General features: G+C 72.4%; 18 protein-coding genes. 11 read left to right on the top strand and 7 right to left on the bottom strand.

Annotated elements, in window-relative coordinates; translation table 11 throughout:
* Positions 1-89 precede the first annotated feature (89 nt).
* Positions 90-986, bottom strand: a complete 897-nt coding sequence (locus tag ACZ63H_RS00090) for a L,D-transpeptidase family protein (RefSeq protein WP_469860592.1) — start codon at positions 984-986, stop codon at positions 90-92.
* Positions 987-1,168: 182 nt separating this feature from the next.
* On the opposite strand from ACZ63H_RS00090, the gene ACZ63H_RS00085 reads away from it, so the two are divergent.
* A complete protein-coding gene (locus tag ACZ63H_RS00085) occupies positions 1,169-2,758 on the top strand; it encodes an acyl-CoA mutase large subunit family protein (protein WP_469860590.1) in 1,590 nt (529 codons plus the stop codon).
* Positions 2,759-2,840: 82 nt separating this feature from the next.
* Positions 2,841-3,491 carry a leucine efflux protein LeuE gene (gene leuE / locus ACZ63H_RS00080; RefSeq protein ID WP_469860588.1) on the top strand — a complete coding sequence of 217 codons (651 nt, stop codon included), beginning with the start codon at positions 2,841-2,843 and terminating at the stop codon, positions 3,489-3,491.
* A 31-nt stretch (positions 3,492-3,522) separates the two neighbouring features.
* Here leuE and ACZ63H_RS00075 read toward each other — a convergent pair whose 3' ends face one another.
* The 6 genes from ACZ63H_RS00075 to ACZ63H_RS00050 form a co-directional block, all read right to left on the bottom strand.
* The gene (locus tag ACZ63H_RS00075) at positions 3,523-4,746 is read right to left on the bottom strand and encodes a transglycosylase family protein (protein ID WP_469860586.1); all 1,224 of its coding nucleotides are present in this window, start codon (positions 4,744-4,746) and stop codon (positions 3,523-3,525) included.
* Between the two features lie 110 nt (positions 4,747-4,856).
* Complete coding sequence (locus ACZ63H_RS00070) at positions 4,857-6,332, bottom strand: hypothetical protein (RefSeq protein ID WP_469860584.1); 1,476 nt, start codon at positions 6,330-6,332, stop codon at positions 4,857-4,859.
* Between the two features lie 35 nt (positions 6,333-6,367).
* On the bottom strand, positions 6,368-8,422 hold the full coding sequence (locus ACZ63H_RS00065; protein ID WP_469860582.1) for a glycoside hydrolase domain-containing protein: 2,055 nt from the start codon (positions 8,420-8,422) through the stop codon (positions 6,368-6,370).
* 291 nt (positions 8,423-8,713) lie between these two features.
* On the bottom strand, positions 8,714-9,886 hold the full coding sequence (locus ACZ63H_RS00060; protein ID WP_469860580.1) for an acyltransferase family protein: 1,173 nt from the start codon (positions 9,884-9,886) through the stop codon (positions 8,714-8,716).
* Positions 9,887-10,037: 151 nt separating this feature from the next.
* Positions 10,038-11,372, bottom strand: coding sequence for a polysialyltransferase family glycosyltransferase (locus ACZ63H_RS00055; protein WP_469860578.1), 1,335 nt, complete (start codon positions 11,370-11,372; stop codon positions 10,038-10,040).
* Entirely contained in the window at positions 11,369-12,346 is a 978-nt protein-coding gene (locus ACZ63H_RS00050; protein WP_469860576.1) for a glycosyltransferase family 2 protein, read from the bottom strand. The genes ACZ63H_RS00055 and ACZ63H_RS00050 overlap by 4 nt, the downstream gene beginning before the upstream one ends.
* A gap of 198 nt (positions 12,347-12,544) precedes the next feature.
* On the opposite strand from ACZ63H_RS00050, the gene ACZ63H_RS00045 reads away from it, so the two are divergent.
* The 9 genes from ACZ63H_RS00045 (at position 12,545) to ACZ63H_RS00005 (ending at position 23,312) form a co-directional block, all read left to right on the top strand.
* Positions 12,545-13,855, top strand: coding sequence for a DUF6716 putative glycosyltransferase (locus ACZ63H_RS00045; RefSeq protein WP_469860574.1), 1,311 nt, complete (start codon positions 12,545-12,547; stop codon positions 13,853-13,855).
* Positions 13,856-13,878: 23 nt separating this feature from the next.
* Entirely contained in the window at positions 13,879-15,108 is a 1,230-nt protein-coding gene (locus ACZ63H_RS00040; RefSeq protein ID WP_469860572.1) for a cytidylyltransferase domain-containing protein, read from the top strand.
* Between the two features lie 12 nt (positions 15,109-15,120).
* Complete coding sequence (locus ACZ63H_RS00035) at positions 15,121-16,059, top strand: N-acetylneuraminate synthase family protein (RefSeq protein ID WP_469860570.1); 939 nt, start codon at positions 15,121-15,123, stop codon at positions 16,057-16,059.
* Positions 16,060-16,094: 35 nt separating this feature from the next.
* Positions 16,095-17,462 (top strand): hypothetical protein, encoded by a 1,368-nt coding sequence (locus ACZ63H_RS00030; RefSeq protein ID WP_469860568.1) that lies wholly within the window; start codon positions 16,095-16,097, stop codon positions 17,460-17,462.
* 137 nt (positions 17,463-17,599) lie between these two features.
* On the top strand, positions 17,600-18,043 hold the full coding sequence (locus ACZ63H_RS00025; RefSeq protein ID WP_469860566.1) for a hypothetical protein: 444 nt from the start codon (positions 17,600-17,602) through the stop codon (positions 18,041-18,043).
* 7 nt (positions 18,044-18,050) lie between these two features.
* The gene (locus ACZ63H_RS00020; protein WP_469860564.1) at positions 18,051-19,886 is read left to right on the top strand and encodes an alpha/beta hydrolase; all 1,836 of its coding nucleotides are present in this window, start codon (positions 18,051-18,053) and stop codon (positions 19,884-19,886) included.
* Between the two features lie 90 nt (positions 19,887-19,976).
* Positions 19,977-20,441, top strand: coding sequence for a hypothetical protein (locus ACZ63H_RS00015; protein WP_469860562.1), 465 nt, complete (start codon positions 19,977-19,979; stop codon positions 20,439-20,441).
* A gap of 233 nt (positions 20,442-20,674) precedes the next feature.
* Positions 20,675-21,910 carry an amidohydrolase gene (locus tag ACZ63H_RS00010; protein WP_469860560.1) on the top strand — a complete coding sequence of 412 codons (1,236 nt, stop codon included), beginning with the start codon at positions 20,675-20,677 and terminating at the stop codon, positions 21,908-21,910.
* A 346-nt stretch (positions 21,911-22,256) separates the two neighbouring features.
* Positions 22,257-23,312 (top strand): BMP family lipoprotein, encoded by a 1,056-nt coding sequence (locus ACZ63H_RS00005; RefSeq protein ID WP_469860558.1) that lies wholly within the window; start codon positions 22,257-22,259, stop codon positions 23,310-23,312.
* Positions 23,313-23,433 lie beyond the last annotated feature (121 nt).

Genomic DNA, 23,433 nt, shown 5'->3' with positions numbered 1-23,433 from the left:
GGTGCCGCCCCCCCCCCCCCCCCCCCCCCCTCCCCCCCCCTCCCCCCCCCCCCCCCCCCCCCCCCCCCCCCCCCCCCCCCCCCGCAGCCTCACCCGGACACGACGACCTTGTCGCCGACCTTCACCTGGGCGAACAGCCGCGCGATCCCCGCCTCGTCCCGCACGTTGACGCAGCCGTGCGAACCGCCCGCGTAGCCGCGCGCCGCGAAGTCGGCCGAGTAGTGCACCGCCTGGCCGCCGCTGAAGAACATCGCGTACGGCATCGGGGAGTGGTAGAGCGTCGACACGTGGTGCCGTGACTTCCAGTAGACCTTGAACACGCCTTCCCGGGTGGGTGTGTACTGCGTGCCGAACCGGACGGACAGCGTGTCGACCGTGCGCCCGTCGATCATCCAGCGCAGCGTCCGGCTGGTCTTGTCGATGCACAGCACCCGGCCGGTCAGACAGCGCGCGTCGGGCGCGGCGGCCGGCCGGCTCTGCGTCGGGTACAGCTCCCGCTGGACCGGCTGGTGCGTCATCGAGCGCAGCCGCTGCCAGGTGACGGTGTCCAGCCGGCCGGTCGGCGGGAGCCCGCGCCTGCCCTGGAAGCCCATGACGGCCCGTTCGGTGCGCGGACCGTAGGTCCCCGTCGGCGCGGCGGACAGCCAGGCCACCTGGCGCAGTCGCGCCTGGAGTTCGCGTACGGCCGGTCCGCTGTCCCCGCGCGCCCACAGCACGCGGGCCGGGGGTGCGGGCGGTGCCTTCGGCGTGGGGGCGGCCGGTGCGGTGCGGGGGACCGGTGGGGGCGCGGTGGCCGGCGGGGCCGGTCTCGTGACCGCCGTCTGGGTGGGCGCGGGAGCGGGACCGGAGGGCAAGTCGACGTGCACCGGCAGGCCGCGCTTGGCGTCGGGGCCCTGCGGCTGCACGGTGCAGCCGCAGAGGGCGGCGAGCGCGGTGGCCGCGGCGGCCGACGCGAGCAGGGCGGCGGGTCTCCCCGTGATCCTCATGCCGGGGATGTTTCCCCGCGCGACCGCCCGCCGAACGGCGGGTTCCGGGCGACTGCCGCCGCACCCCGCCTCCCCCGCGCGGTGCCGTCGCCTGCCGCGCGGCCGGGACCGGCGTTCCCGCGTGACCGGCGCCGGGCGACGGGGCATGGTGGAGGGGTACGCGGCGTAGCGCGGAGGCGGCCATGGCACGCGAGTCGGAATCCGGACTGCCCATCGAGCCGGTCTACGGGCCGCGCGACCTCGCCGGCTGGGACCCGGAACGGAAACTGGGCGAACCGGGCGCGTACCCGTTCACCCGGGGCGTGTACCCGACCATGTACACCGGCCGCCCCTGGACCGTGCGCCAGTACGCCGGCTTCGGCACGGCGGCCGAGTCCAACGCCCGCTACCGGCAGCTGATCGCCCACGGCACCACCGGCCTGTCCGTCGCCTTCGACCTGCCCACCCAGATGGGCCACGACTCCGACGCTCCCCTGGCGCACGGCGAGGTCGGCAGGGTGGGGGTGGCCGTCGACTCGGTGGAGGACATGCGGGCGCTGTTCGACGGCATCCCGCTGGACCGGGTCTCCACGTCCATGACGATCAACGCCCCGGCGGCCCCGCTGCTGCTCCTCTACCAATTGGTCGCCGAGGAACAGGGCGTCGGCGCGGACCGGCTCACCGGAACGGTCCAGAACGACGTGCTGAAGGAGTACATCGCGCGCGGCACGTACATCTTCCCGCCCCGGCCCTCCCTCAGGCTGACGGCCGACGTCTTCCGCTACTGCGCCGGCGAGATCCCGAAGTGGAACACGATCTCGGTCTCCGGCTACCACATGGCCGAGGCGGGCGCGTCCCCCGCGCAGGAGATCGCCTTCACCCTCGCCGACGCCGTCGAGTACGTCCGCACGGCCGTGGCGGCCGGCATGGCGGTGGACGACTTCGCGCCGCGCCTGTCCTTCTTCTTCGTGGCCCGTACGACGCTGCTGGAGGAGGTGGCCAAGTTCCGCGCGGCGCGCCGGATGTGGGCGCGGGTGATGCGCGAGGGGTTCGGCGCGCGAAACCCCCGGTCGTGGATGCTGCGGTTCCACACCCAGACGGCCGGGGTGCAGCTGACGGCCCAGCAGCCGGAGGTGAACCTGGCCCGGGTCGCCGTCCAGGCACTGGCGGCCGTGTTCGGCGGCACCCAGTCCCTGCACGCCAACTCCTTCGACGAGGCGATCGCGCTGCCCACGGAGAAGAGCGCGCGGCTCGCGCTGCGCACCCAGCAGGTGCTGGCCCACGAGACGGACGTGCCGGCGACGGTCGACCCCTTCGCGGGCTCCTACGCCATCGAGCGGATGACGGACGACCTGGAGGAGGCCGCGCTGGACCTGATGCGCCGGGTCGAGGACCTGGGCGGGGCGGTCGCCGCGATCGAGCGGGGCTTCCAGAAGGCCGAGATCGAGCGGAACGCGTACCGGATCGCGCGGGAGACCGAGTCCGGCGAGCGGGTGGTCGTGGGCGTCAACCGGTTCCGGCTCGACGAGGAGGAGCCGTACGCGTCCCTGCGGGTGGACCCGGCGATCGAGGCCCGGCAGGCCGGGCGCCTGGCCCGGCTGCGGGCCGGACGGGACCGGCGGGCGGTGGCGGCGGCGCTGGCCGCGCTGCGCGAGGCGGCCGAGGGGGAGGCCGGGGAGGCCAACGTCCTGTACCCGATGAAGGAGGCGCTGCGGGCCCGGGCGACGGTGGGGGAGGTGTGCGGGGCGCTGCGGGAGGTCTGGGGGAGCCACGTGCCGTCGGACGCGTCGTGAGCCGCGTGCCCCGGCGTCCCGGGGCCCGTACGGCCGGACCGCGCGGGTCCCGCTGCTCGTACCCGCGTGCGACACTCCCCCCATGTTCGGTGTCATCGACCTCCCCACGTACCTCGCGGGCCTGCTCCTGATCGTCCTGCTGCCCGGCCCCAACTCCCTCTACGTCCTGTCCGTCGCCGCCCGCCGCGGCGTACGGGCGGGCTACACCGCGGCCGCCGGCGTGTGGTGCGGCGACACCGTCCTGATGACCCTGTCCGCCGCCGGGGTGGCCTCCCTGCTCCAGGCCAACGACCTGCTGTTCGGGATCGTGAAGTACGCGGGCGCCGGGTATCTGTCCTGGCTGGCGGTAGGGATGCTGCGGGCCGCGTGGCAGATGTGGCGGACCCGCCACGAGCCGGCCGCGAAGGAGACGGAGCCCGTGAAGACCGCCGACGAGCGCCCCTTCCGCCGGGCCCTCGTCGTCAGCCTCTTCAACCCCAAGGCGATCCTGTTCTTCGTCGCCTTCTTCGTCCAGTTCGTGGACCCGGGCTACGCCTACCCCGCCCTCTCCTTCGTCGTCCTCGGCACCTTCGCGCAGGTGGCCAGCTGCCTCTACCTCAGCGCGCTGATATTCGGCGGCACCCGCCTCGCCGCGGCCTTCCGCCGCCGCAAGCGCCTGTCGGCCACGGCCACGTCGGCGGCGGGCGCCCTGTTCCTCGGGTTCGCGGTGAAGCTGTCACTGGCGAGCGCGTGACACCGCGGCCGGCCCCCGCCCGGACGGACGGTCAGGCGTTGGTGCCGACGTGGAGGGTGCCGTCGGGGGTGGCGGTGGCGTAGGTGCCGAAGATGGCGCCGTTGGCGTCGATCTTGCTGCTGCCGCTCCAGGCGCCGGTGGTGCCCTTGCGGACGCGGTCCCAGACCTCGCCGTTGACGACGGCCTCGACGTGCAGGTCGCCGTTGGGCAGGGCGGCGGAGGAGATCTGCGCGACCGCGCCCCCCGCGTCGATCTGCGTGGAGCCGCTCCAGGTGCCGCCCGCGGAACGGGTGCGGTCCCAGACCTCGCCGTTGACAAGGGCCTGGACGTGCAGGGTGCCATCGGGCAGCGCGCTCGCGGCCACGTCCCTGACGGCTCCCCCGGCGTCGATGCGGGTGCTGCCGCTCCAGGTGCCGTCGGCGGAGCGGGTGCGGTCCCAGACCTCGCCGTTCACCAGGGCCTGGACGTGCAGGGTGCCGTCCGGGAGGGCGGCGGAGGAGATGTCGGTGACGGCGCCGCCGCCGTCGACTTTCGTGGAGCCGCTCCAGGTGCCGTTCGCCGCGCGGGTGCGGTCCCAGATCTCGCCGTTGACGAGGGCCTGGACGTGCAGGGTGCCGTCGGGCAGGGCCGCCGACGCGACCCGTGTGATGGCACCCTGGCCGTCGATCTTGGTGGAGTTGCTCCACGCGCCGCCGGCGGCCCGGGCCTTGTCCCAGATCTCGCCGTTGACGAGGGTCTGCACGTGCACGGTGCCGCCCGGGAGCGTCGCCGCCGACACCGCGTTGACGGAGTCGTTGGAGTCGATCAGCGTGGCGTTGGCGTCCCACGGGCCGCCGTCCGGGCGCGAGCGGTCCCAGACCCGGCCGTGCGGGGGCGCGGGCGGGAAGGGGTCGGAGCTGTCGCTGCCGAGTCCGGCCCGCGGTCCGCACACGGGCCAGGCGTTCTCGCCCTGCCCGGCCAGCACCTTCTCGCCGATCAGGATCTGCTCGCCCTTGGTGGCCTGGTGAGGGTAGGCCGCGTACTGCTGCCCGCCGTAGGCGTTCCACGTGGCGAGGCTGAACTGGAGGCCCCCGTAGTACCCGTTGCCCGTGTTGGCACTCCAGTTGCCGCTGCTCTCGCAGTCGGCGACCTTGTCCCAGGTGGTGACCGAGGCGGCCCGGGCGGATCCGGGCAGTGTGCCGACGAGGGCCAGGCCCGCCGCGCAGGCGAGCAGGGCGGCGGTACGGGGGCGGGGGGCGGTGCGGTACGCGGGCATGGCGGACTCCCAGGGGTGAGGTCGGGGGGAAGCCGGTGCCCGGCGGTGGTGACGCCACGGCCGGGCACCGGGTGGACTGTCTGCGGAGGAGCGGGCTCGCCGGCCCGACGTCAGGCGTTGGTGCCGACGTGGAGGGTGCCGTCGGGGGTGGCGGTGGCGTAGGTGCCGAAGATGGCGCCGTTGGCGTCGATCTTGCCGCTGCCGCTCCAGGCGCCGGTGGTGCCCTTGCGGACGCGGTCCCAGACCTCGCCGTTGACGACGGCCTCGACGTGCAGGTCGCCGTTGGGCAGGGCGGCGGAGGAGATCTGCTTGACGGCGCCGCCCGCGTCGATCTGCGTGGAGCCGCTCCAGGTGCCGCCCGCGGAACGGGTGCGGTCCCAGACCTCGCCGTTCACCAGGGCCTGGACGTGCAGCGTGCCGTCGGGCAGGCCGGCGGCCGCCACGTCGGTGACGGCTCCTCCGGCGTCGATGCGGGTGCTGCCGCTCCAGGTGCCGTTCGCCGCGCGGGTGCGGTCCCAGATCTCGCCGTTCACCAGGGCTTGGACGTGCAGGGTGCCGTCCGGGAGGGCGGCTGAGGAGATGTCGGTGACGGCGCCGCCGCCGTCGATCTTCGTGGAGCCGCTCCAGGTGCCGTTCGCCGCGCGGGTGCGGTCCCAGATCTCGCCGTTGACGAGGGCCTGGACGTGCAGCGTGCCGTCGGGCAGGGCCGCCGACGCCACGTCCGTGATGGCGCCCTGGCCGTCGATCTTCGTGGAGCTGCCCCACGTACCGGCGGCGGAGCGGGTGCGGTCCCAGATCTCGCCGTTGACGAGGGTCTGCACGTGCACGGTGCCGCCCGGCAGGGAGGCGGCGGAGGTCGCGTTGATGCCGTCGTTGGAGTCGATCAGCGTGGCACTGGTGTCCCACGGGCCGCCGTCCGGGCGCGAGCGGTCCCACACGCGGCCGTGCGGAAGGCTGGTGTCGCCGACGATGCTCTTCAGTCGCGCGGGCTTGAAGGTGCCGTAGCCCGCGTAGTACGGGTAGTCGATCTTGCGGTAGTGCACGCCCGACGAAGAGAACTCGTAGCCCATGTAGGCGGTGTGGCTGGCGTCGGTCCACGAGGAGAAGAGGGCCACGTGGCCCGCGTTGCCCGAGCTGTCGTTCAGCAGGACGTCACCGGCGAGCAGTTGGTCCTTGCCGATCCACTCGGCCACGCCCTGCGGGACGAACGTGTCGGTGGTGAGGGAGGCACCCAGGTTCCAGGCCATCGAGACGTAGCCGGAGCAGTCGGTGCGGTAACCCTTGTAGTAGGCGCCCTGGTTGTAGTCGAGGCCTATGCCGACCCACGACTTGGCGCGGTTGACGACCTCGCTGCGGGTGATGGCGGGCGAGTCGACGGCCGCCGCGCCCAGGGAACGCTCGCCGGACCGGCCGGGCACGGGAGTGACCGGGCCCTGCCCGGCGCCGCCGTCGGCCCGGGCCGTGGCGCCGGGAGCGGTCGCGGGGGCGGCGACGGCGGACTGGACGGTGCCGAGGAGGCCCGCCGTGGCGAGGGCGACGACCGCGGTCGTGACGCGGCCCCGGCGCTTGATGCTGGTGGAGGACACAGTTCTCCCTCGGGAGGTGGTGGGGAAGGGGATCGTCAGGCGTTGGTGCCGACGTGGAGGGTGCCGTCGGGGGTGGCGGTGGCGTAGGTGCCGAAGATGGCGCCGTTGGCGTCGATCTTGCTGCTGCCGCTCCAGGCGCCGGTGGTGCCCTTGCGGACGCGGTCCCAGACCTCGCCGTTGACGACGGCCTCGACGTGCAGGTCGCCGTTGGGCAGGGCGGCGGAGGAGATCTGCTTGACGGCGCCGCCCGCGTCGACGCGGGTACTGCCGCTCCAGGTGCCGCCCGCGGAGCGGGTGCGGTCCCAGATCTCGCCGTTCACCAGGGTCTGGACGTGCAGCGTGCCGTCCGGCAGGGCACCGGCGGCGAGGTCCTTGACGCCTCCGCCCGCGTCGATGCGGGTGCTGCCGCTCCAGGTGCCGTTCGCCGCGCGGGTGCGGTCCCAGACCTCGCCGTTCACCAGGGCCTGGACGTGCAGCGTGCCGTCCGGGAGGGCGGCGGAGGACACATCGGTGACGGCGCCGCCCGCGTCGATCCTGGTGGCGCTGGACCAGGTGCCGTTCGCCGCGCGGGTGCGGTCCCAGACCTCGCCGTTGACGACCGCCTGGACGTGCAGGGTGCCGTCCGGCAGCGCGGCCGCCGCGATGTCGGTGATGCCGCCCTGGGCGTCGATCTTGCCCGCGTTGCTCCAGGTGCCGCCCGCGGAACGGGTGCGGTCCCAGATCTCACCGTTCACCAGGGTCTCGACGTGCACCGTGCCGTCCGGCAGCGCGGCCGCGGCCACGGCGTTGATGTCGTCGTTGGAGTCGATCAGCGTGGCGTTGGCGTCCCACGGGCCGCCGTCGGGACGCGAGCGGTCCCACACCCGGCCGTGCGGCGCGGCGCTCGCGGAGATCTGGACGTCCAGGTAGTCCTGGTCGATGTTGAGGGTGGTGCCGCCCCAGGTCTCGCCGTGACCGCCCGAGTACTGGTGGATCCGCTGGTGGTCGCTCCACCGCGTGTCCGGCACGCCGGGGTCGTCCGTGTTCGCGACGCCGTTCCACAGCGCGTCGTAGATGACGTCCGGCATCGTGTACGCGCCACCGGCGTTGTCGGCCAGGTCGCGGATCCCCGAGCTGCTGCTGCTGTAGAACCCGGAGTGGTAGCCGCGGGCGTGCAGTTGCTCCGTCCACGCCGAGGCGAAGGCCAGCACCTTGGGGGTGTACGACGAGGAGTACTGCTCCATGTCGTAGTACAGCGTCGAACCGGGGCCGAGTCCCAGCGCCGCCGCGTTGTCGACGGCGTCGGTCGCGGCGCCGATCGCCTGGTTCACGGGCGAGGTGAGGTCGGAGGCCTGGGCGCCGACGTAGATCGGTATGAACCGCCAGCCGGCCGAGGCCTGTTGCTGGACCCAGCCCGCCGTGAGGTTGGGCTGGCCGCACGCCCGCTGCGAGCCGCCGATGTAGATCCCGACCGCGCCGTAGGGCGAGTCGGCCTTCCAGGCGCTCATGGCCGCGGACGAGGGGGCGGCGCAGGCGTCGAAGCCCTTGCCGGTGTAGTTGGTGGCCGTGGCGGGCAGGGCCGTCGCCGCCGCCGCGGGCGCGGAGGCGGGGGCGGGGTCCTCGTCCCGGGGTGCGTCCGCCGGGACGCCGGCCCCGCTCAGCACCCGCCGGACCAGCGCGGGATCGGCGTCGTAGGTCGCCGTGACCGTCACCTTCCCCGACCGGCCCCGGAGTTCGTGGGCGACCGGCTCGGCCACGGTCCCCCGGCGGCCTTCGGGGTTGTCGGCCGGCTCGACGAGAAGGGCCTCGGTACGACCCACCAGATGGCCGGGGCAGTCCTGTTCGGTGCCGGGGCGGCCCAGGTACACCACGTGCCGGTCGAAGCGGACGCAGGTGGTGGGATGTGCGGCGAGGTCGACCACCTTCCAGGAGGCCGGCACGGTGAACTCGTGGCCCCGGTAGGAGAGGTGCCGGGTCGCGGGCCCGCCGTCCGCGTGGACGGGAGCGGTGCCCAGCGCGGTCAGGCCGAGCGCCAGCAGTGCCAGGCCGGCCGCGGCTCTTCGGCGTGTGCCGCGACCGGATGCCTCGAATTCCCCTGCGGACAGGCGCATGAATGTCCCCCTCTTGATCGTCCGGAATCGGGTGTGCGGAACCCGGCTCCTGAAATGACCAAGGAAATGTAGGTGGTGCGCATGAGGGACAAGCGTGCGAGAGTGCGGAACCGGTCACCCTGGTCCGCGCCCGCCGGACAAGACGGACCGATTGGTTCCGCAGTAAATATGTTCATATGGAAACTAGTGATGCCCGATTGAGGAGGGGGCGTGAAGTGCGGGCCGACAAGGGGACGAGCCCGATTCACCTGCCGTTCACGGGGAAATGGGCGCAAACGACGACCCCTCTCCTCACGGCGACCTGCGCGAAGAGCCGGGTGGACGCGGGGTCTTCAGTGCCCTCTTCAGCCGGGGGCCGAATGGTTTCTCCACAAAGCGGTGGATCAGCCAGGCCAGGCCCAGCATGGCGGCGACCGTCGTCAGCAGGGTCGGCCACGGGGCCAGCCCGAGGGGATCGCGCAGGACGCGGATGGCGAACCAGCCCAGGTGCTCGTGGACCAGGTAGAAGGGGTACGTCAGGGCGCCCGCCACGGCCAGCCAGGGCCGGTCGGCCCGGCGGGTCCAGCCCAGGGCGACGGCGGCGACGGCGGCGAAGGCGAGGGTGACGATCAGCATGACGACGTAGGGATCGCGCACCGGACCGTCGCCGGCGCCCTGGTGCCACAGGCCGCGGGCCGCGGTGTACTGGCCGAGCACCCAGGACGTGCCGACGATGCCCCACAGCAGCGGGTCGCCGCCGAAGCGGTGCACGAGGTACAGGGCGAGGCCGCCGATGAAGAAGGGGGCGTAATCCGGCATGACCAGCTGGTCGAGCAGGTCGTTGCCGGCGCTCCGGCACAGGGCCGCCGCCAGCGTCCATCCGGCGCAGAACAGCACCACCCGGCGGTAGGTCACCCCGCGCACGACGACCAGCAGGGCGAACAGCGCGTAGAAGCGGACCTCCGCCCAGAGGGTCCAGCAGACGCCGAGCACGCGCGGTGCCCCCATCGGCTGCTGGAGCATCGTCAGGTTGACCAGGAACTCGTCCGGCCGTACGGCGCGCACCACGTCCGGCAGGGCGAGGGAGGCGGCGGTGACCAGCACCAGGGCGACCCAGTAGGCGGGGTAGAGGCGGGCCACCCGGGAGCGGAAGAAGTCGCCGAGCGTGCGGCCCCAACTGCTCATGCAGATGACGAAACCGCTGATGACGAAGAAGAACTGCACGCCCAGACAGCCGTAGACGGCCACCTGGGACAGGGTCGGGAAGAGCCGGGAGGGAGCCTGGTGCCAGGACTCGGTGACCGTGCCGCCGCGTCCGGTGTAGTGGTAGAGGCAGACCGTCAGCGCGGCCAGCAGCCGCAGTCCGTCCAGGGCGAACAGCCGGCCGTGGCGCGTGCCGGGGGCGGGGCGGGCGGCGGGGGAGGGGGCGGTGGGTCTCTCCGGCGCGGGGGCGGGAGCGGGGGCGGTGGGCAGCGATGCAGACATGGTGTCCGGCGCCTACCCGACCCCGCGCCGGGCATCAGGGAATTGATGTGAATATCCCCGGTGGGAGCGATCGTCTGGCCGTCACTTGGACGAAAGGTAGACGTAAAGAAGCGGGTCCGCACGCGGACCCGCCTCTTGTGATCAGGAACGGTCAGCGGCGTACGGCCCGGCGCAGATTGCGCGCCTTGCGGGCCACGCGGCGGACCGTGGCGTTGCGCGGGATGAACGCCATCTGGACGGGCAGCCCGCCCGGCAGCGCCAGCGCGGTCAGCCGCCTGCGCTTGAAGTAGCGCAGTATCCCGTCGTTCAGGTGCGCGGTGAGGTACGCCGTGGTCTCCTCGCGCAGCCTCGGCAGGATCTTCGGCTGCATCGCGAAGCCGACCGCGCGCACCAGCCCGCCCAGCGCCGTCACGTCCATTCCCGGGCGCTGCCGGGTGACCGCCGTGGCGTCGGCCAGGTCGGGCACCAGCGCGTCCACGACGGTGACGGGGACGCGGTTGCTGTTCTCGAACGGCGTCAGCCGCTCCAGCAGCAACTCCGTGCCGACCCGCGCGACGGGCAGGTGGTACAGCGCGGAGGCGGTCAGCAGCGCGGTGGAGAAGCAGCCGACGACCAGCGCCGGGCGCATCCGCTGGTACAGCACCTCGGCCAGGACCGGCGTGCCGAGCACGGTCAGGTCGACACCGAGCTTCTCCGCCTCCTCCTCCAGGGAGCGGGTGAAGCGGGCCGGCGCGGAGGGGTGCGGCTTGAACACCACCCGCTTGTGGCCGAGCCGCGCCGCGCCGCGCACCATCCGCACGTGCAGGTCCTCCTCCTCCTCGGCGGTGAGGATGTCCAGCGCGGACAGGTACTGGCCCAGCAGCAGCGCCGGCTCCTCCACCTGCGGCAGACCATCGCCGGAGGGCGCCAGTTCGGCCAGCGTCTTGAGGACGGCGGGCGTCGGCACCGTCTCGCCGGGCACGCCGAACTCGGTGAGCAGCAGCGGCTTGAGACCCGGCACCAGATCGAGGTGGAGCACCCGGTCCACGCGGGTGCCGACCAGCGGGTCGATCTTGTTGCGGGTGGGGCCGTAGCTCATCAGGCCGTCGGCGTAGACCGTGACCGGGGCGCCGGTGAAGATCTGCGTGAGCGCGAGCGACGGGTTGACCTGGATCGACTCGACCGCCAACTGCACGTCGTCGTCGCCGAGCCGCCACTCGTGCCGCAGGAACCGTTCCCACAGCGGCATGTCGTCCACGCGGGGCGACCAGCCGCCGGGGTGGAAGGGGAAGATGGTCTCGTTGTACGAGATCACGTCGTCGAAGCGGTCGCGCAGCCGCTCGAAGCCGGGCATCGCGTCCAGCGCGGGCGTCGTCTCGGGCGTGGCCGCGTTGTTGCAGACCAGCAGGATCCGCCGGTCGGCGGGCGCGAAGCAGCCGGAGTCCAGGGCGGCGGCGAGCGTGGCCGTGCCGTACAGCGTCGACGCCTGGAAGATCTGGGTGGTCACGCGGCGGCTCCCGCGGCGACGGAACGGCGGCGCAGCCGGCGCAGCTTGGTGGCGCGCTGCAGGTCCATCGAGTCCAGCGCCTCGTCCAGTACGGCCTGCGGCATGCGCCGCAGCGCGGCGGCGCTCATGGAGGTCAGCTTCTTCGCCACCGTGGGCTCGAACCTTTCGATGGATCCCAGGTGATGGGAGATGATCGCGCAGTAGGTGCGCACGGCCTTCGGCAGCAGGGCGTCGGCGTCCCGGTCCGCGGCGGTCTCCGCGATCACCTGGTCGAACGCGCGGATGAAGTCCAGCTGCCGGACATCGCCGATCTGGGTGAGGGACGAGGCGACGCCGCGCCGGTAGAACACCCCGAGCAGGTTGACCACGGCGAAGGACTCCGCCTCGCGGTGCAGCTTCCAGATCCACGGCCGGTCCTCGGCCGTGCGCAGCCCGTCGGTGAAGTGCAGCAGGCCCCGGTCCAGCAGCCGCCGGTGGTAGATGCCCGCCCACGCGAACGCGTAGTCGACGGAGGTCGAGCGGTCGGCGGGCAGGATCACCTGCCGCGGGTCCAGCACCACGTTGCGCCGGCCCACCGGCACCCGGTGCACACTGCGCGCCCGCGCGGTGCACTGCACGTGGTCGGTGCGCAGGAAGTCGCAGCCCAGGCCCTCGACGGCGGCCAGCAGCCGCTCGTAGTAGCCGGGCGCGAGCCAGTCGTCGCCGTCCAGGAAGGTCACGTATTCGCCGCGCGCCCGGTCTATGCCGGTGTTACGGGCGGTGGCGAGCCCCCCGTTCTGCTCGTGCCGGACCAGTACCGCCCCGGGCAGGTCCCGTTCCGCGCGCGCGAGGATGTCCGGTGTCCCGTCGCGCGAGCAGTCGTCGACGAGAATGAATTCGAAGTCGTCGCGCGTGTTCGCACCGAGGCTCCTCAGTGTGTCGGGCGCGTATTGCTGCACGTTGTAGAACGGCACGATGACGGAGAGCTTGACCACGTCAGGGACGTTAGGCCGCGGTCCGTCATTCGTCTTGACGACTTCCTTGATACGAGGTGAACGAAGCGTGGCGAAGTCGTTAACCAGGCTTGTTCCGGGGCCGATCGCGCCCTGATTCGCCTCCCGTCGATGTGCTGTTAACCGTTTGTTGCATTCCGGTTGGGCGGTTCCTCTCCCGCGCTTCCTAGCGTCTTCGACGTGCCAGCAAGTACTGCGAAGTCCCTGCGGGTCGCCGTCCTCGCGGACTCCGACACCCGGTGGAAGTGGGGCGCGCTCACCGCGCGCCGGATCACTCCCGCGGCTGCCGAGGTCCGGCTCGACGGCTACCTCCTGCGCGGACGCGCCACCCCGACCGCCCGCCAGTTGGAGGAGGTCGGCGTCCGCGCCGACTCCCTGCGCGAGGTCACCGGTGTGGAGTTCCTGCGCGAGATGGGCGAGTCGGCGCCCGACGTCCTCGTCCTCGCCCTCGTCGGCGGCGGCGTCCAGGCGATGCTGCACGGGCTGCGCGCCGCCTGGGGCTCCGGGAAGCGGCCCGTGGTCGTCACCGGCTACGTCGGCGTCGTCTACGAGAAGCTCGCCGACGGACTGCTGCTGCGGCACGGCGCGGACCTCGTCCTCGCCAACTCGGCCCACGACGCGGACCGCTTCCGGGCCGTGTACGAGGGCGTGGGCGCCGACGCCGCCGCGGTCACCGAGGTGGCGCTGCCCTTCCTCGGCGGGGCCCCGTACACCGGCGGACACGACCCGTACACCGTGGTGTTCGCCGCCCAGCCGTCCGTGCCGGACAACCGCCGCGACCGCGCCTACCTGCTGGACCGCCTCATCGGCCACGCCCGCCGCCACCCCGAGCGCGAGGTGCTGCTCAAGCTCCGCTCCAAGCCGGGCGAACACACCACCCACATCGAGGAACTGCCGTACCAGAAGCTGGTCCAGGGCAAGGACCTGCCCGCCAACTTCCGGCTCGTGTACGGGCACATGGGCGAGGTGCTGGACCGCACCGACCTGCTGGTCACGGTCAGCTCCACCGCCGCCCTGGAGGCCCTGCACCGCCGTATCCCCACGGCCGTCCTCACCGACCTCGGGGTGCGCGAGGCGCTCGGCAACCACCACTTCACCGGCTCCGGCTGCCTCGCCTCCTGGGAGCAGCTCGACGCCGGGCACCGGCCGGTGCCCGACGAGGAGTGGGTGGCCCGGCAGGGGGTGGCCGCCGACGGCGGCTACGAAACCGCCTTCGACACGGCCCGCGAACGGATCGCGAAGCTGCTCGACCGGCCCGGCGGGCTGCCGCCCCTCACCCCCTACTACACCCCTGAGACCGCGCCCGGCTACCTGCCCGGCATCCTCGCCCGCCACCACCTCGGCCCCGACGGCGTCCCGCTGCCCGGCGCGCCCGCCGCCGACAAGTCGCCCGGCCCCGTCCGGCAGATCGTCCGCCGCGCCGCCCGCGGCGCCTACCGGCACGGCGTCCAGCGGGTCGCCCCCGTGATCCGGCGGATGGGCGAGCTGTGACCTCATCGCAAGGAGTAGAGCCCATGTCCCACTCGCAAGCGGACCCGGGTATCCCGGTCCGCCGGGTGCTCGCCGTCATCCCCGCGCGCGGCGGCTCCAAGGGCGTGCCCGCGAAGAACCTCGCCCCCGTCGGCGGGGTCCCGCTGGTGGCCCGCGCGGTGCGCGAGTGCCGGGCCACCCGGCTGGTGACCGACGTCGTCGTGTCCACCGACGACCAGGCCATCGCCGCCGCCGCCCGCGAGGCCGGCGCCGAGGTCGTGCTGCGGCCCGCCGCGATCGCCGGGGACACCGCCACCTCGGAGGCCGCCGTCCGGCACGCCATGGACACCCACGAGGCGCTGCACGGCTCGGCCGTCGACGCGGTCCTGCTCGTGCAGTGCACCAGCCCCTTCCTGCTCCGGGAGGACATCGACGGGGTGGCCGCGGCCGTCGTCGAGCACGGCGCCGACACCGCCGTCACCGTGGCCCCCTTCCACGGCTTCGTCTGGCGCGAGGGCGACACCGAGGCCGAGGGCGGGGTGGGCGTCAACCACGACAAGTCCTACCGCCCGCGCCGCCAGGACCGCCCCCAGGACTTCCTGGAGACCGGCGCCGCCTACGCCATGGACGCGGCCGGCTTCCGGGCGCACGGCCACCGCTTCTTCGGCCGCACCGAACTGGTCCGCACCGACCCCGCCCGGGTGCTGGAGATCGACGACCCGCACGACCTGGCCCGGGCCCGCGCCCTCGCGCCGCTCTTCGACGCGGACCGCCCCGGCGCGCTGCCGACCGCCGCCGACGTGGACGCGGTCGTACTGGACTTCGACGGCACCCAGACCGACGACCGGGTGCTGATCGACTCCGACGGACGGGAGTTCGTCGCCGTGCACCGCGGCGACGGCCTCGGCGTCGCGGCCCTCCGCAGGAGCGGCCTGAAGCTGCTGATCCTGTCCACGGAACAGAACCCGGTCGTCGCCGCCCGCGCACGCAAGCTCCAGATCCCCGTGCTGCACGGCATCGACCGGAAAGACCTCGCGCTGAAGCAGTGGTGCGAGGAGCAGGGCATCGCGCCGGAGCGCGTGCTCTACGTCGGCAACGACGTCAACGACCTCCCGTGCTTCGCCCTCGTGGGCTGGCCCGTGGCGGTCGCGAGCGCTCATGACGTCGTGCGCGGCGCCGCACGCGCGGTCACCACCGTCCCCGGCGGTGACGGCGCGGTCCGAGAGATCGCCAGCTGGATCCTCGGCCCCTCTCTCGATTCCCTCCCCAAGTAAGGACACCCCCTGATGAGCACCCACTCCCGTCTGCGCACCTTCGGTACGCGCGAGGTCGGCCCCGGCAAGCCCGTCTACATCTGCGGCGAGATCGGCATCAACCACAACGGTGAGCTGGAGAACGCCTTCAAGCTGATCGACGTGGCCGCCGAGGCCGGCTGCGACGCCGTGAAGTTCCAGAAGCGCACCCCCGAGATCTGCACCCCCCGCGACCAGTGGGACATCGAGCGCGACACCCCCTGGGGCCGGATGACCTACATCGACTACCGCCACCGGGTGGAGTTCGGCGAGGACGAGTACCGGCAGATCGACGCGTACTGCAAGGAGAAGGGGATCGACTGGTTCGCCTCCCCGTGGGACACCGAGGCCGTCGCCTTCCTGGAGAAGTTCGACCTGCCCGCCCACAAGGTGGCGTCCGCGTCCCTGACCGACGACGAGCTGCTGCGCGCCCTGCGCGCGACCGGCCGCACGGTCATCCTCTCCACCGGCATGTCCACCCCGAAGCAGATCCGCCACGCGGTGGAGGTCCTGGGCAGCGACAACATCCTGCTCTGCCACGCCACCTCCACCTACCCGGCCAAGGCCGACGAGCTGAACCTCCGCGTGATCAACACGCTGGAGAAGGAGTACCCGAACGTCCCGATCGGCTACTCCGGCCACGAGACCGGCCTGCAGACCACCCTCGCCGCGGTCGCGCTCGGAGCGACCTTCGTCGAGCGCCACATCACCCTGGACCGCGCCATGTGGGGCTCCGACCAGGCCGCCTCCGTGGAGCCGCAGGGCCTCACCCGCCTGGTCCGCGACATCCGCACCATCGAGGCCTCCCTCGGCGACGGCGTCAAGAAGGTCTACGACTCCGAGCTGGGCCCGATGAAGAAGCTGCGCCGGGTCGCCGGGGCCGTCGCCGAGGCGGAGATCGCCGCGGCGGCCGGCGAGCCGGTCACGGTGTGAATCCAGGTCACTGACGACGGGACGGTCGTACGCCGATGAGCCCCCGCGCCGGTCAGGCCGGCCACCCCGCCCGCACGCTCGCCTTCGTGGAGAGCCCGGTACAGCTGCTGAACGTACTGGAGTGGGCACACCTGCACGGCCGGGAAGCGGCCGTGCAGCCGATAGCGCGGGAGGGGGGCCCCGCCGCGCCGCCGGGCACCGGCGGCACCGGCCCGGACCGGGCGGCCGGCCCGGACGGCACCGCCCCGGGCGCGGCGACCGGCCCGGACCCGGCCCTGGCGGCCCGCCCGGGCGGCACCGACACCGCCACGGCCTCCGCGCCGGCGCGGGCCGTGCCCGCGCCGGACGGACCCGTGCCGGACGGACCCGGGAGCGCCGTGCCCCCGCAGTCCCGGCGTGCCGCCGTCCGGCGGGCGGCGGGGGACGGGGCGCCGGCGGCCGGCGCGGACCTCACCGTCGTCGTGCTGTCCCCGACCGACCCCATGACCCGGGGGCAGCTGCGCCGCATGGCCGACCTGGCCCGGGACGAGGGGTACCGGGTGCGCTGGGAGGAGGCGCGGGGCGGCACCACCGCGCCCTTCCAGACCATCGGCGGGCTGGCGGGCGCCCTGCGCCGGGCCGGCCGCATCGTCATGGGAGACCCCTTCTCCCGCTACGTACAGCTGCTGCTGACGATCACCCGGGCCAAGGACTTGGTCGTGGTCGACGACGGCACCGCGACGATGGAGTTCGTGGGCCAGCTGGCCCGGGGCGAACGCCTGGTCCGCTGGCACCGCAAGGGCGGCCGGCCCGGCGCCCGCGACCTGCTGTTCGCGCCGGTCTCCTCCTCCGCACGGCGCCGCCTCACCCCGAGCGCCCGGCGGCGCGTCGAGGTGTTCTCCTCCATGCCGGTGTCGGAGATCCCGGACGGGGTCACCGTCACCGCCAACGACTTCGCCTGGACCCGCGCCCGCTTCGGCCCGCCCACCGTCACCGCCGGCGCCGACATGGTCGGCACCTCCCTGGTGGAGACCGGGGTGGTGGACGGCGAGCGCTATCTGGAGGCCGTCCGCGCCCTGGCCAGGGCCCACGGCGCCACCCGCTACTTCGCACACCGCCGCGAGAGCCCCGACAAGCTGCGCCGGCTGGCCGCCGAGACGGGGCTGGAGATAGTGCGTCCGGAACTCCCGCTGGAGCTGATCGCCCGGCGCGGTCCCGTCGGCCGGACGATCCTGAGCTTCCCCTCCACGGTCGTCCACACCCTCCCGCTGGCACTGGCCGGCACGGGGGTGCGGGTGGCGGTGTGCGACATCGACCCGGCGTGGCTCACGGACACCGCCTCCCCGCGCGCCCAGGGCTTCCTGTCCGGCGTGACCGGGACGGCCCGCGACGTGCACCGCCTGACGGCGGTGAGCCCGGCGTAGCCCTCCCGGCACCTCGGCAGTCGATCACGAGTCCTGTTTGATTCCCGCCCCGGCCTCAGGGAGCATGACGTGCACCGGTGATCGTTGCCGGGGTAACGGGGTAACGGGGTAACGGGGTAACGGGGAGGACGACACCCATGTCCTGGGACGAGTGGGAGCGGTTAAAGACGGACGCCGCCAACCGGGGGTCCGCGCGCATGCAGCTGAATCAGGCCCCAGAGCCTATCGGGGTGGGCGGCGAGCGGCTGAAGTCGAGCAAGAAGGCATGGACGACGGCCGGCGAGGACACAAAGGGACTCCAGAGCGGCGTCGGCAAGGCGCTCGGCAGGCTGGAGGGCGGGCAGGCCGGGCTGGGCGACACGGACCGCTGCCAGACCGCGGCAGCGCAGAAGGAGTTATACGACTCCTGGAAGGCGTACCTCGACAAGGTCGACAGGCGCTGCGGTGAACTCGGCTCGATCATGCAGTCGTCCGGGATCGACCTGGCGAAGTCGGACGGCGCCGTCAAGGCCGAGCTGGACAAGCTGAAGCCGGAGTACCAGGACACCGACCCGGTCGGTGGCCAGGCGAAGGGCCGGTGACCGGCCCGTGGACATCGCGACGCTGAAGGCGCTCAAGCCCTCCGCATACGAAGAGGCCGCGGACGGGTACCGGGCCACGGGTGACATGGCGAGCACCGCCAAGGACACGGTCGAGAACCAGATATCCGCCGGCATCCGCAACCAGCTCAAGGGCGAGGCGGCCGACGCGGCCCTGCGGGAGCTGAAGGAGCTGGGCGGAAACTTCCACTACATCCAGGCCGAGTGCGCGCTGGCCAGTACCGCGCTGAACGCCTTCGCCATGGAGATGGCCGCCGCCAAGCGGAAGCTGGAGGCTGCGCTGGAAGACGCCGATGCCGCCGGGTGCACGGTCGGCGCGGACGGTTCGGTGTCGTTCCCGGCCGGTGGTGAGGAGGTCGACGGCAAGGTGCCGGAGGGCGGCACCGTGTCCGCCTCCACCAGCTCGACCGATGCGACGGCGAACGCCATCGAGCAGCAGGCCGTCCACCAGCACCCGAACCCGAACTTCGGCAAGGCCATCGGATTCGCGAACCGCATCGGGGACGCGCTGAAGGAGGCAGCGGACGTGGACGCCAAGTGGGCGCCGAAGCTGCGCGCGTTAAAGGCCGACGACGACCTGAAAGTCTCCGGCAAGGACTGGTCCGACGTGAAGTCCGACCAGGACGGGGTGGCCCGGGCGGGCAAGAGATACCTCGACTCCCTGCCGCAGCCGCCCAAGGACGGCACCCCGATGGAGAACGCGGCCTGGTGGAGCGGGCTCACCGACGAGCAGAGGACGGCGTACATCTCCCTGCGCCCCGACAGCGTGGGCAAGCTCGACGGCTTGCCGTCCGCGGTGCGCGACGAGGCCAACCGCATCGTCCTGGACGAGACCCGGGCGCGCTACCAGCTGGAACTCGACTCCATACCGAAGCCGCCGGCGAACGAGTGGACCTACATCCACGGTGGGGGCGGCTGGGCGTCGAAGGTGCACACCGACGAGTGGATGGAGTGGCACAAGAAGTACGGCGAGCGCTACGAGCACCTCACCAAGTCACTCCAGGGCATGAACAGCATCCAGGAGCGCTTCGACTCGACCGGCACGGCCACCGACAAGGATCACAAGGGCCTGCCGGAGGCGTACCTGCTGGGATTCGACGCAGAGGGCAACGGCCGGGCGATCGTCGCCAACGGGAACCCGGACACGGCCCGGCACCAGGCCGTCTACGTGCCGGGTACGACCTCGAACCTCGGCAACATCGACGGCAACATCGACCGGATGACCTCCACCTGGCGTGTGGCCACCGACGAGGCCGACGGCCAGCCCGTCTCGACGATCACCTGGCTCGGCTACGACGCCCCGCAGGACATCGTGAAGGACTCGCCGTTCCGGCACTACGCGGATGACGGCGCACCGGCCTTCAACCGCTTCCTCGATGGACTGGAGGCCTCGCACACCGGCGAGACCCCGCCGCACCGCACCGTGATCGGACACTCGTACGGCACCACCCTCGTCGGCTCGGCCGCCGACCATGGCACCCTGAATGCGGACGACGTGATCACCGCGGGCAGCCCCGGCGTCACGGTGCCCAAGGCGGAGCAGCTCGACGTGCCCAAGGGCCACGTGTGGAACGAGGAGGCCGACGGGGACGTCGTACCCGACATCGGCCGTTTCGGCCACGGCGGCACTGACTGGGACGGCCCCTGGACCGTGCCGAGCGACGAGCGGTTCGGGGCCAAGCAGATGACCACGGACACCAAGGGGCACAGTGGCTACTGGGACGAGGGCTCCGACAGCCTTCTCAACCAGGCTCTCGTCGTCGCGGGCCACGGAGACGACGCCGAACTGAAGGCACCCACCCCGACCTGGAAGTACACCCGTTAGGCAGAGCGAGGCCCGACCATTGTGAAACGCCATCTGAGCGCCTCCGCGCTCCTCGTGTCCACCGTCCTCACCACTCTCACCGGATGCAGCATGACCTCCAGCACGGAATCCGGCGACACCCCCTCCGCCGGCACCAGCACGTCCCAGGACGCCGCCGCCGAGGTGCAGAAGGTGTCCAGTCGGCTGTACGACCTGATCGGGGTCAAGGGGAGGGCCTCCGAGGGCAGCCCCGGCGTCCAGGACTGCGGGGACAAGGACCGGGACACGTACTTCCGGATCTTCCACAAGTGGAGCTTCTATCCCGCCTCGGCGGACGACCTCGACGTCGCCATGCGGAACCTCAGGGAGGGGCTGCCCGGGCAGGGCTGGAAGATCGTCGAGTACGGCCCCGACAACAGCGCCAACAAGAACCTCACCCTGATCGCCGACAACGACGAGCAGAAGGCCGGTGTCCACATCACCCGGATGGAGAAGAGGGACCCGCCCAAGCTCAGCCTGATGCTCGTCTCCGGCTGCTACCGGGTGCCGGACGGGCAGCGGGTCGAGCACTTCTAGGACGGCGACGGGGCGGGTACGGACGAGGTCCCTGGGGCTCGGTTCCTCGATACGGCGCGCGTGATCCCGCCGAGGCGTGGTATGCGTGGAGGAGGAAAACAAGGGTTTTACCCGCCAGAGTCCGCAGCCATGCGTCCGCCGGTCAGATTTACGTCCCCTAACGGACTGAACTTTCGTTGTTTCGGGGGTAGTTGATCAGTGGACGTCCTACGCTTCAGAGGGTGAAGCAATTGATGTCCCAAGAGTCCGAGGCCGGCCTTTCGGGGGATGTGCTCCCCGGCGTGCTGAGCGAGTCCCTGCACGCCGAACTCGTCGCCTTCCGGCGCGACTTGCACATGCACCCCGAGCTGGGCAACCAGGAGTTCCGAACGACCGCAGCGATCAAGGAGCGGCTGGAGCAGGCCGGGCTCAGGCCCCGTGTGATGGGCTCCGGCACCGGACTCGTCTGTGACATCGGGCTCACGGAGGGCGAGCGCCCCAAGGCGCCGATGCTCGCGCTGCGCGCCGACATCGACGCGCTGCCCATCCCGGACACCAAGGACGGCTGCCCGTACCGCTCGACCGTGCCGGACCGGGCCCACGCCTGCGGCCACGACGTGCACACCACCGTCGTCCTCGGCGCCGGGCTGGTCCTCGCCGACCTGCACGCCAAGGGCCTGCTGCCGCGTCCGGTGCGGCTGATCTTCCAGCCCGCCGAGGAGGTGCTGCCCGGCGGGGCCCTGTCCTCCATCGACGACGGCGCGCTCGCCGGAGTCGGCCGGATCCTCGCCGTGCACTGCGACCCCAGGGTGGAGGCCGGGAAGGTCGGGCTGCGGCACGGGCCGATCACCAGCGCCTGCGACTGCCTGGAGGTCTCCCTCGACGGCCCCGGCGGGCACACCGCCCGCCCGCACCTGACCACCGACCTGGTCACCGCCGCCGCCCGGGTCGCCGTCGACGTGCCCGCGCTGATCGCCCGCCGGGTCGACACCCGCGTCGGCCTCGCCCTCACCTGGGGCCGGATCGAGTCCGGGCACGCCCCGAACGTGGTCCCGCAGCACGCGGAGCTGTCCGGGACGGTGCGCTGCCTGGACCTGGAGACCTGGCGGGAGGCCCCCGACATCGTGCACGCGGCGATCGACGAGGTCGCCACCCTGCACCGGGCCAAGTCCGAGATCACCTATGTGCGCGGGGTGCCGCCGGTCGTCAACGACCGGGCGTCCACCGAACTGCTGCGCCGGGCCATGGTCGCCCGGCGCGGCACCAAGTCGGTGGAGAGCACCCAGCAGAGCCTCGGCGGCGAGGACTTCTCCTGGTACCTGGAGCACGTGCCGGGCGCGCTGGCCCGGCTCGGCGTGCGCCGGCCCGGCGAGCACCGGGTCCGCGACCTGCACCAGGGCGACTTCGACGCCGACGAGCACGCGATCACGGTGGGCGTGGAGATGTTCACCGCCGCCGCGTTCCTGGACCCCACGACGGACGGGGACTGACCCGGGACGGCGGTGCGGAGGGCCCCGCACGGCCGGTGCGGGGAAGGCCGCAGGGCCGTCGCCGCGGGGGCGGCCGGACGGAGCGGGGGCCGTACCCCCTCCGGCGCAATACGGACGCGAGCCATTCGCGCACGGTCGGCGACACGGGCGGTATACGACCGGGAGTCCGAGTTCGGGCGGTGTTTGCCTCGAATCTATAACGGCTTCGCGAGAGGGTTTTTTGCGACATCTACGCGCGTTACGATGCCGCGAAGCCGACGCCGAACGGGCGACTCGGCCGGGGTACCGACATGGTGCTCCCATCAAGCGCCGACATGGCGCTCAGGTCAGGTGAAGGAGCCTTCCCGTGCGCCGGGTAGCCAAGCTTTCTGCTGCGTGTATCGCGTCCGCAGCTCTCGCCGTGACTGCCACTGCCTGTGGCAGCACCTCCTCCGAGAAGGAGTCCCCCTCGTCGTCCGCCGGCGGCGGCAAGGGCGTCAAGGTCGGCCTCGCCTTCGACGTCGGCGGCCGTGGCGACCGTTCCTTCAACGACTCCGCCGCCCGCGGCGCCGACAAGGCGAAGACGGAGTTCGGCGGCGAGATCAAGGAGCTGACCGCCAAGACCTCGGACACCGAGGCCGACCGCGAGCAGCGCCTGTCGGACCTGGCGGAGGCCGGCTACAACCCGATCGTCGGCATCGGCTACGCCTACGCCGCCTCCATGACCAAGGTCGCCGCGAAGTACCCGAAGACCAGCTTCGGCATCGTCGACTCGGTGGTGGACGGCAAGAACGTCAACAGCATCACCTTCACCGAGGAGCAGGGCTCCTACCTGGCCGGTGTCGCCGCCGCGCTGAAGAGCAAGTCGAAGCACGTCGGCTTCATCGGCGGTGTCGACGTCCCGCTGATCAAGAAGTTCGAGGCGGGCTACGTCCAGGGCGTCAAGGACACCGACCCGAAGATCAAGGTCGACACGCAGTACCTGTCCCACGGCTCGGACACCTCCGGCTTCGCCAGCCCCGACAAGGGCAAGGAGGCCGCGCAGGGCATGCTGGACAACGGCGCGGACGTCGTCTACACGGCGGCCGGCTCCTCCGGCAACGGCGCCATCGAGGCCGTCGCCGGCAAGAAGGGCGCCTGGGCGATCGGCGTGGACTCGGACCAGTACAACGTCCCGGGTCTGGCCAAGTACAAGAACTCGATCCTGACCTCCATGGTCAAGAACGTGGACCTCGGCGTGTACGACTTCGTCAAGTCGGTCCGCGACGGCAAGCCGCTGAGCGGCACCCACACCTACGCGCTCGCCCAGGACGGCGTGAAGCTGTCCCAGAGCGGCGGCTTCATCGACGACATCCAGGCCAAGCTGGACGCGGCGAAGAAGAAGATCGTCGACGGCTCCATCAAGGTCAAGACCACCCCGTGACCTGAGGGGTCCGACCGGACCCGGGCTCGGGGGGGGGGGGGGGGGGGGGGGGGGGGGGGGGGGGGGGGGGGGGGGGGGGGGGGGGGGGGGGGGGGGGGGGGGGGGGGGGGGGGGGGGGGGG

This window comes from Streptomyces sp. NPDC104831 (genome assembly GCF_055583025.1).
This window is presented reverse-complemented; position numbering and strand designations above follow the sequence as displayed.

Excerpts from the sequence above, each read along its gene's own strand:
- ACZ63H_RS00090 (WP_469860592.1), bottom strand. The coding sequence starts at position 986 with ATGAGGATCACGGGGAGACCCGCCGCCCTGCTCGCGTCGGCCGCCGCG.
- ACZ63H_RS00085 (WP_469860590.1), top strand. The coding sequence starts at position 1,169 with ATGGCACGCGAGTCGGAATCCGGACTGCCCATCGAGCCGGTCTACGGG.
- leuE (WP_469860588.1), top strand. The coding sequence starts at position 2,841 with ATGTTCGGTGTCATCGACCTCCCCACGTACCTCGCGGGCCTGCTCCTG.
- ACZ63H_RS00075 (WP_469860586.1), bottom strand. The coding sequence starts at position 4,746 with ATGCCCGCGTACCGCACCGCCCCCCGCCCCCGTACCGCCGCCCTGCTC.
- ACZ63H_RS00065 (WP_469860582.1), bottom strand. The coding sequence starts at position 8,422 with ATGCGCCTGTCCGCAGGGGAATTCGAGGCATCCGGTCGCGGCACACGC.
- ACZ63H_RS00060 (WP_469860580.1), bottom strand. The coding sequence starts at position 9,886 with ATGTCTGCATCGCTGCCCACCGCCCCCGCTCCCGCCCCCGCGCCGGAG.
- ACZ63H_RS00040 (WP_469860572.1), top strand. The coding sequence starts at position 13,879 with ATGTCCCACTCGCAAGCGGACCCGGGTATCCCGGTCCGCCGGGTGCTC.
- ACZ63H_RS00035 (WP_469860570.1), top strand. The coding sequence starts at position 15,121 with ATGAGCACCCACTCCCGTCTGCGCACCTTCGGTACGCGCGAGGTCGGC.
- ACZ63H_RS00030 (WP_469860568.1), top strand. The coding sequence starts at position 16,095 with ATGAGCCCCCGCGCCGGTCAGGCCGGCCACCCCGCCCGCACGCTCGCC.
- ACZ63H_RS00025 (WP_469860566.1), top strand. The coding sequence starts at position 17,600 with ATGTCCTGGGACGAGTGGGAGCGGTTAAAGACGGACGCCGCCAACCGG.
- ACZ63H_RS00015 (WP_469860562.1), top strand. The coding sequence starts at position 19,977 with ATGACCTCCAGCACGGAATCCGGCGACACCCCCTCCGCCGGCACCAGC.
- ACZ63H_RS00010 (WP_469860560.1), top strand. The coding sequence starts at position 20,675 with ATGTCCCAAGAGTCCGAGGCCGGCCTTTCGGGGGATGTGCTCCCCGGC.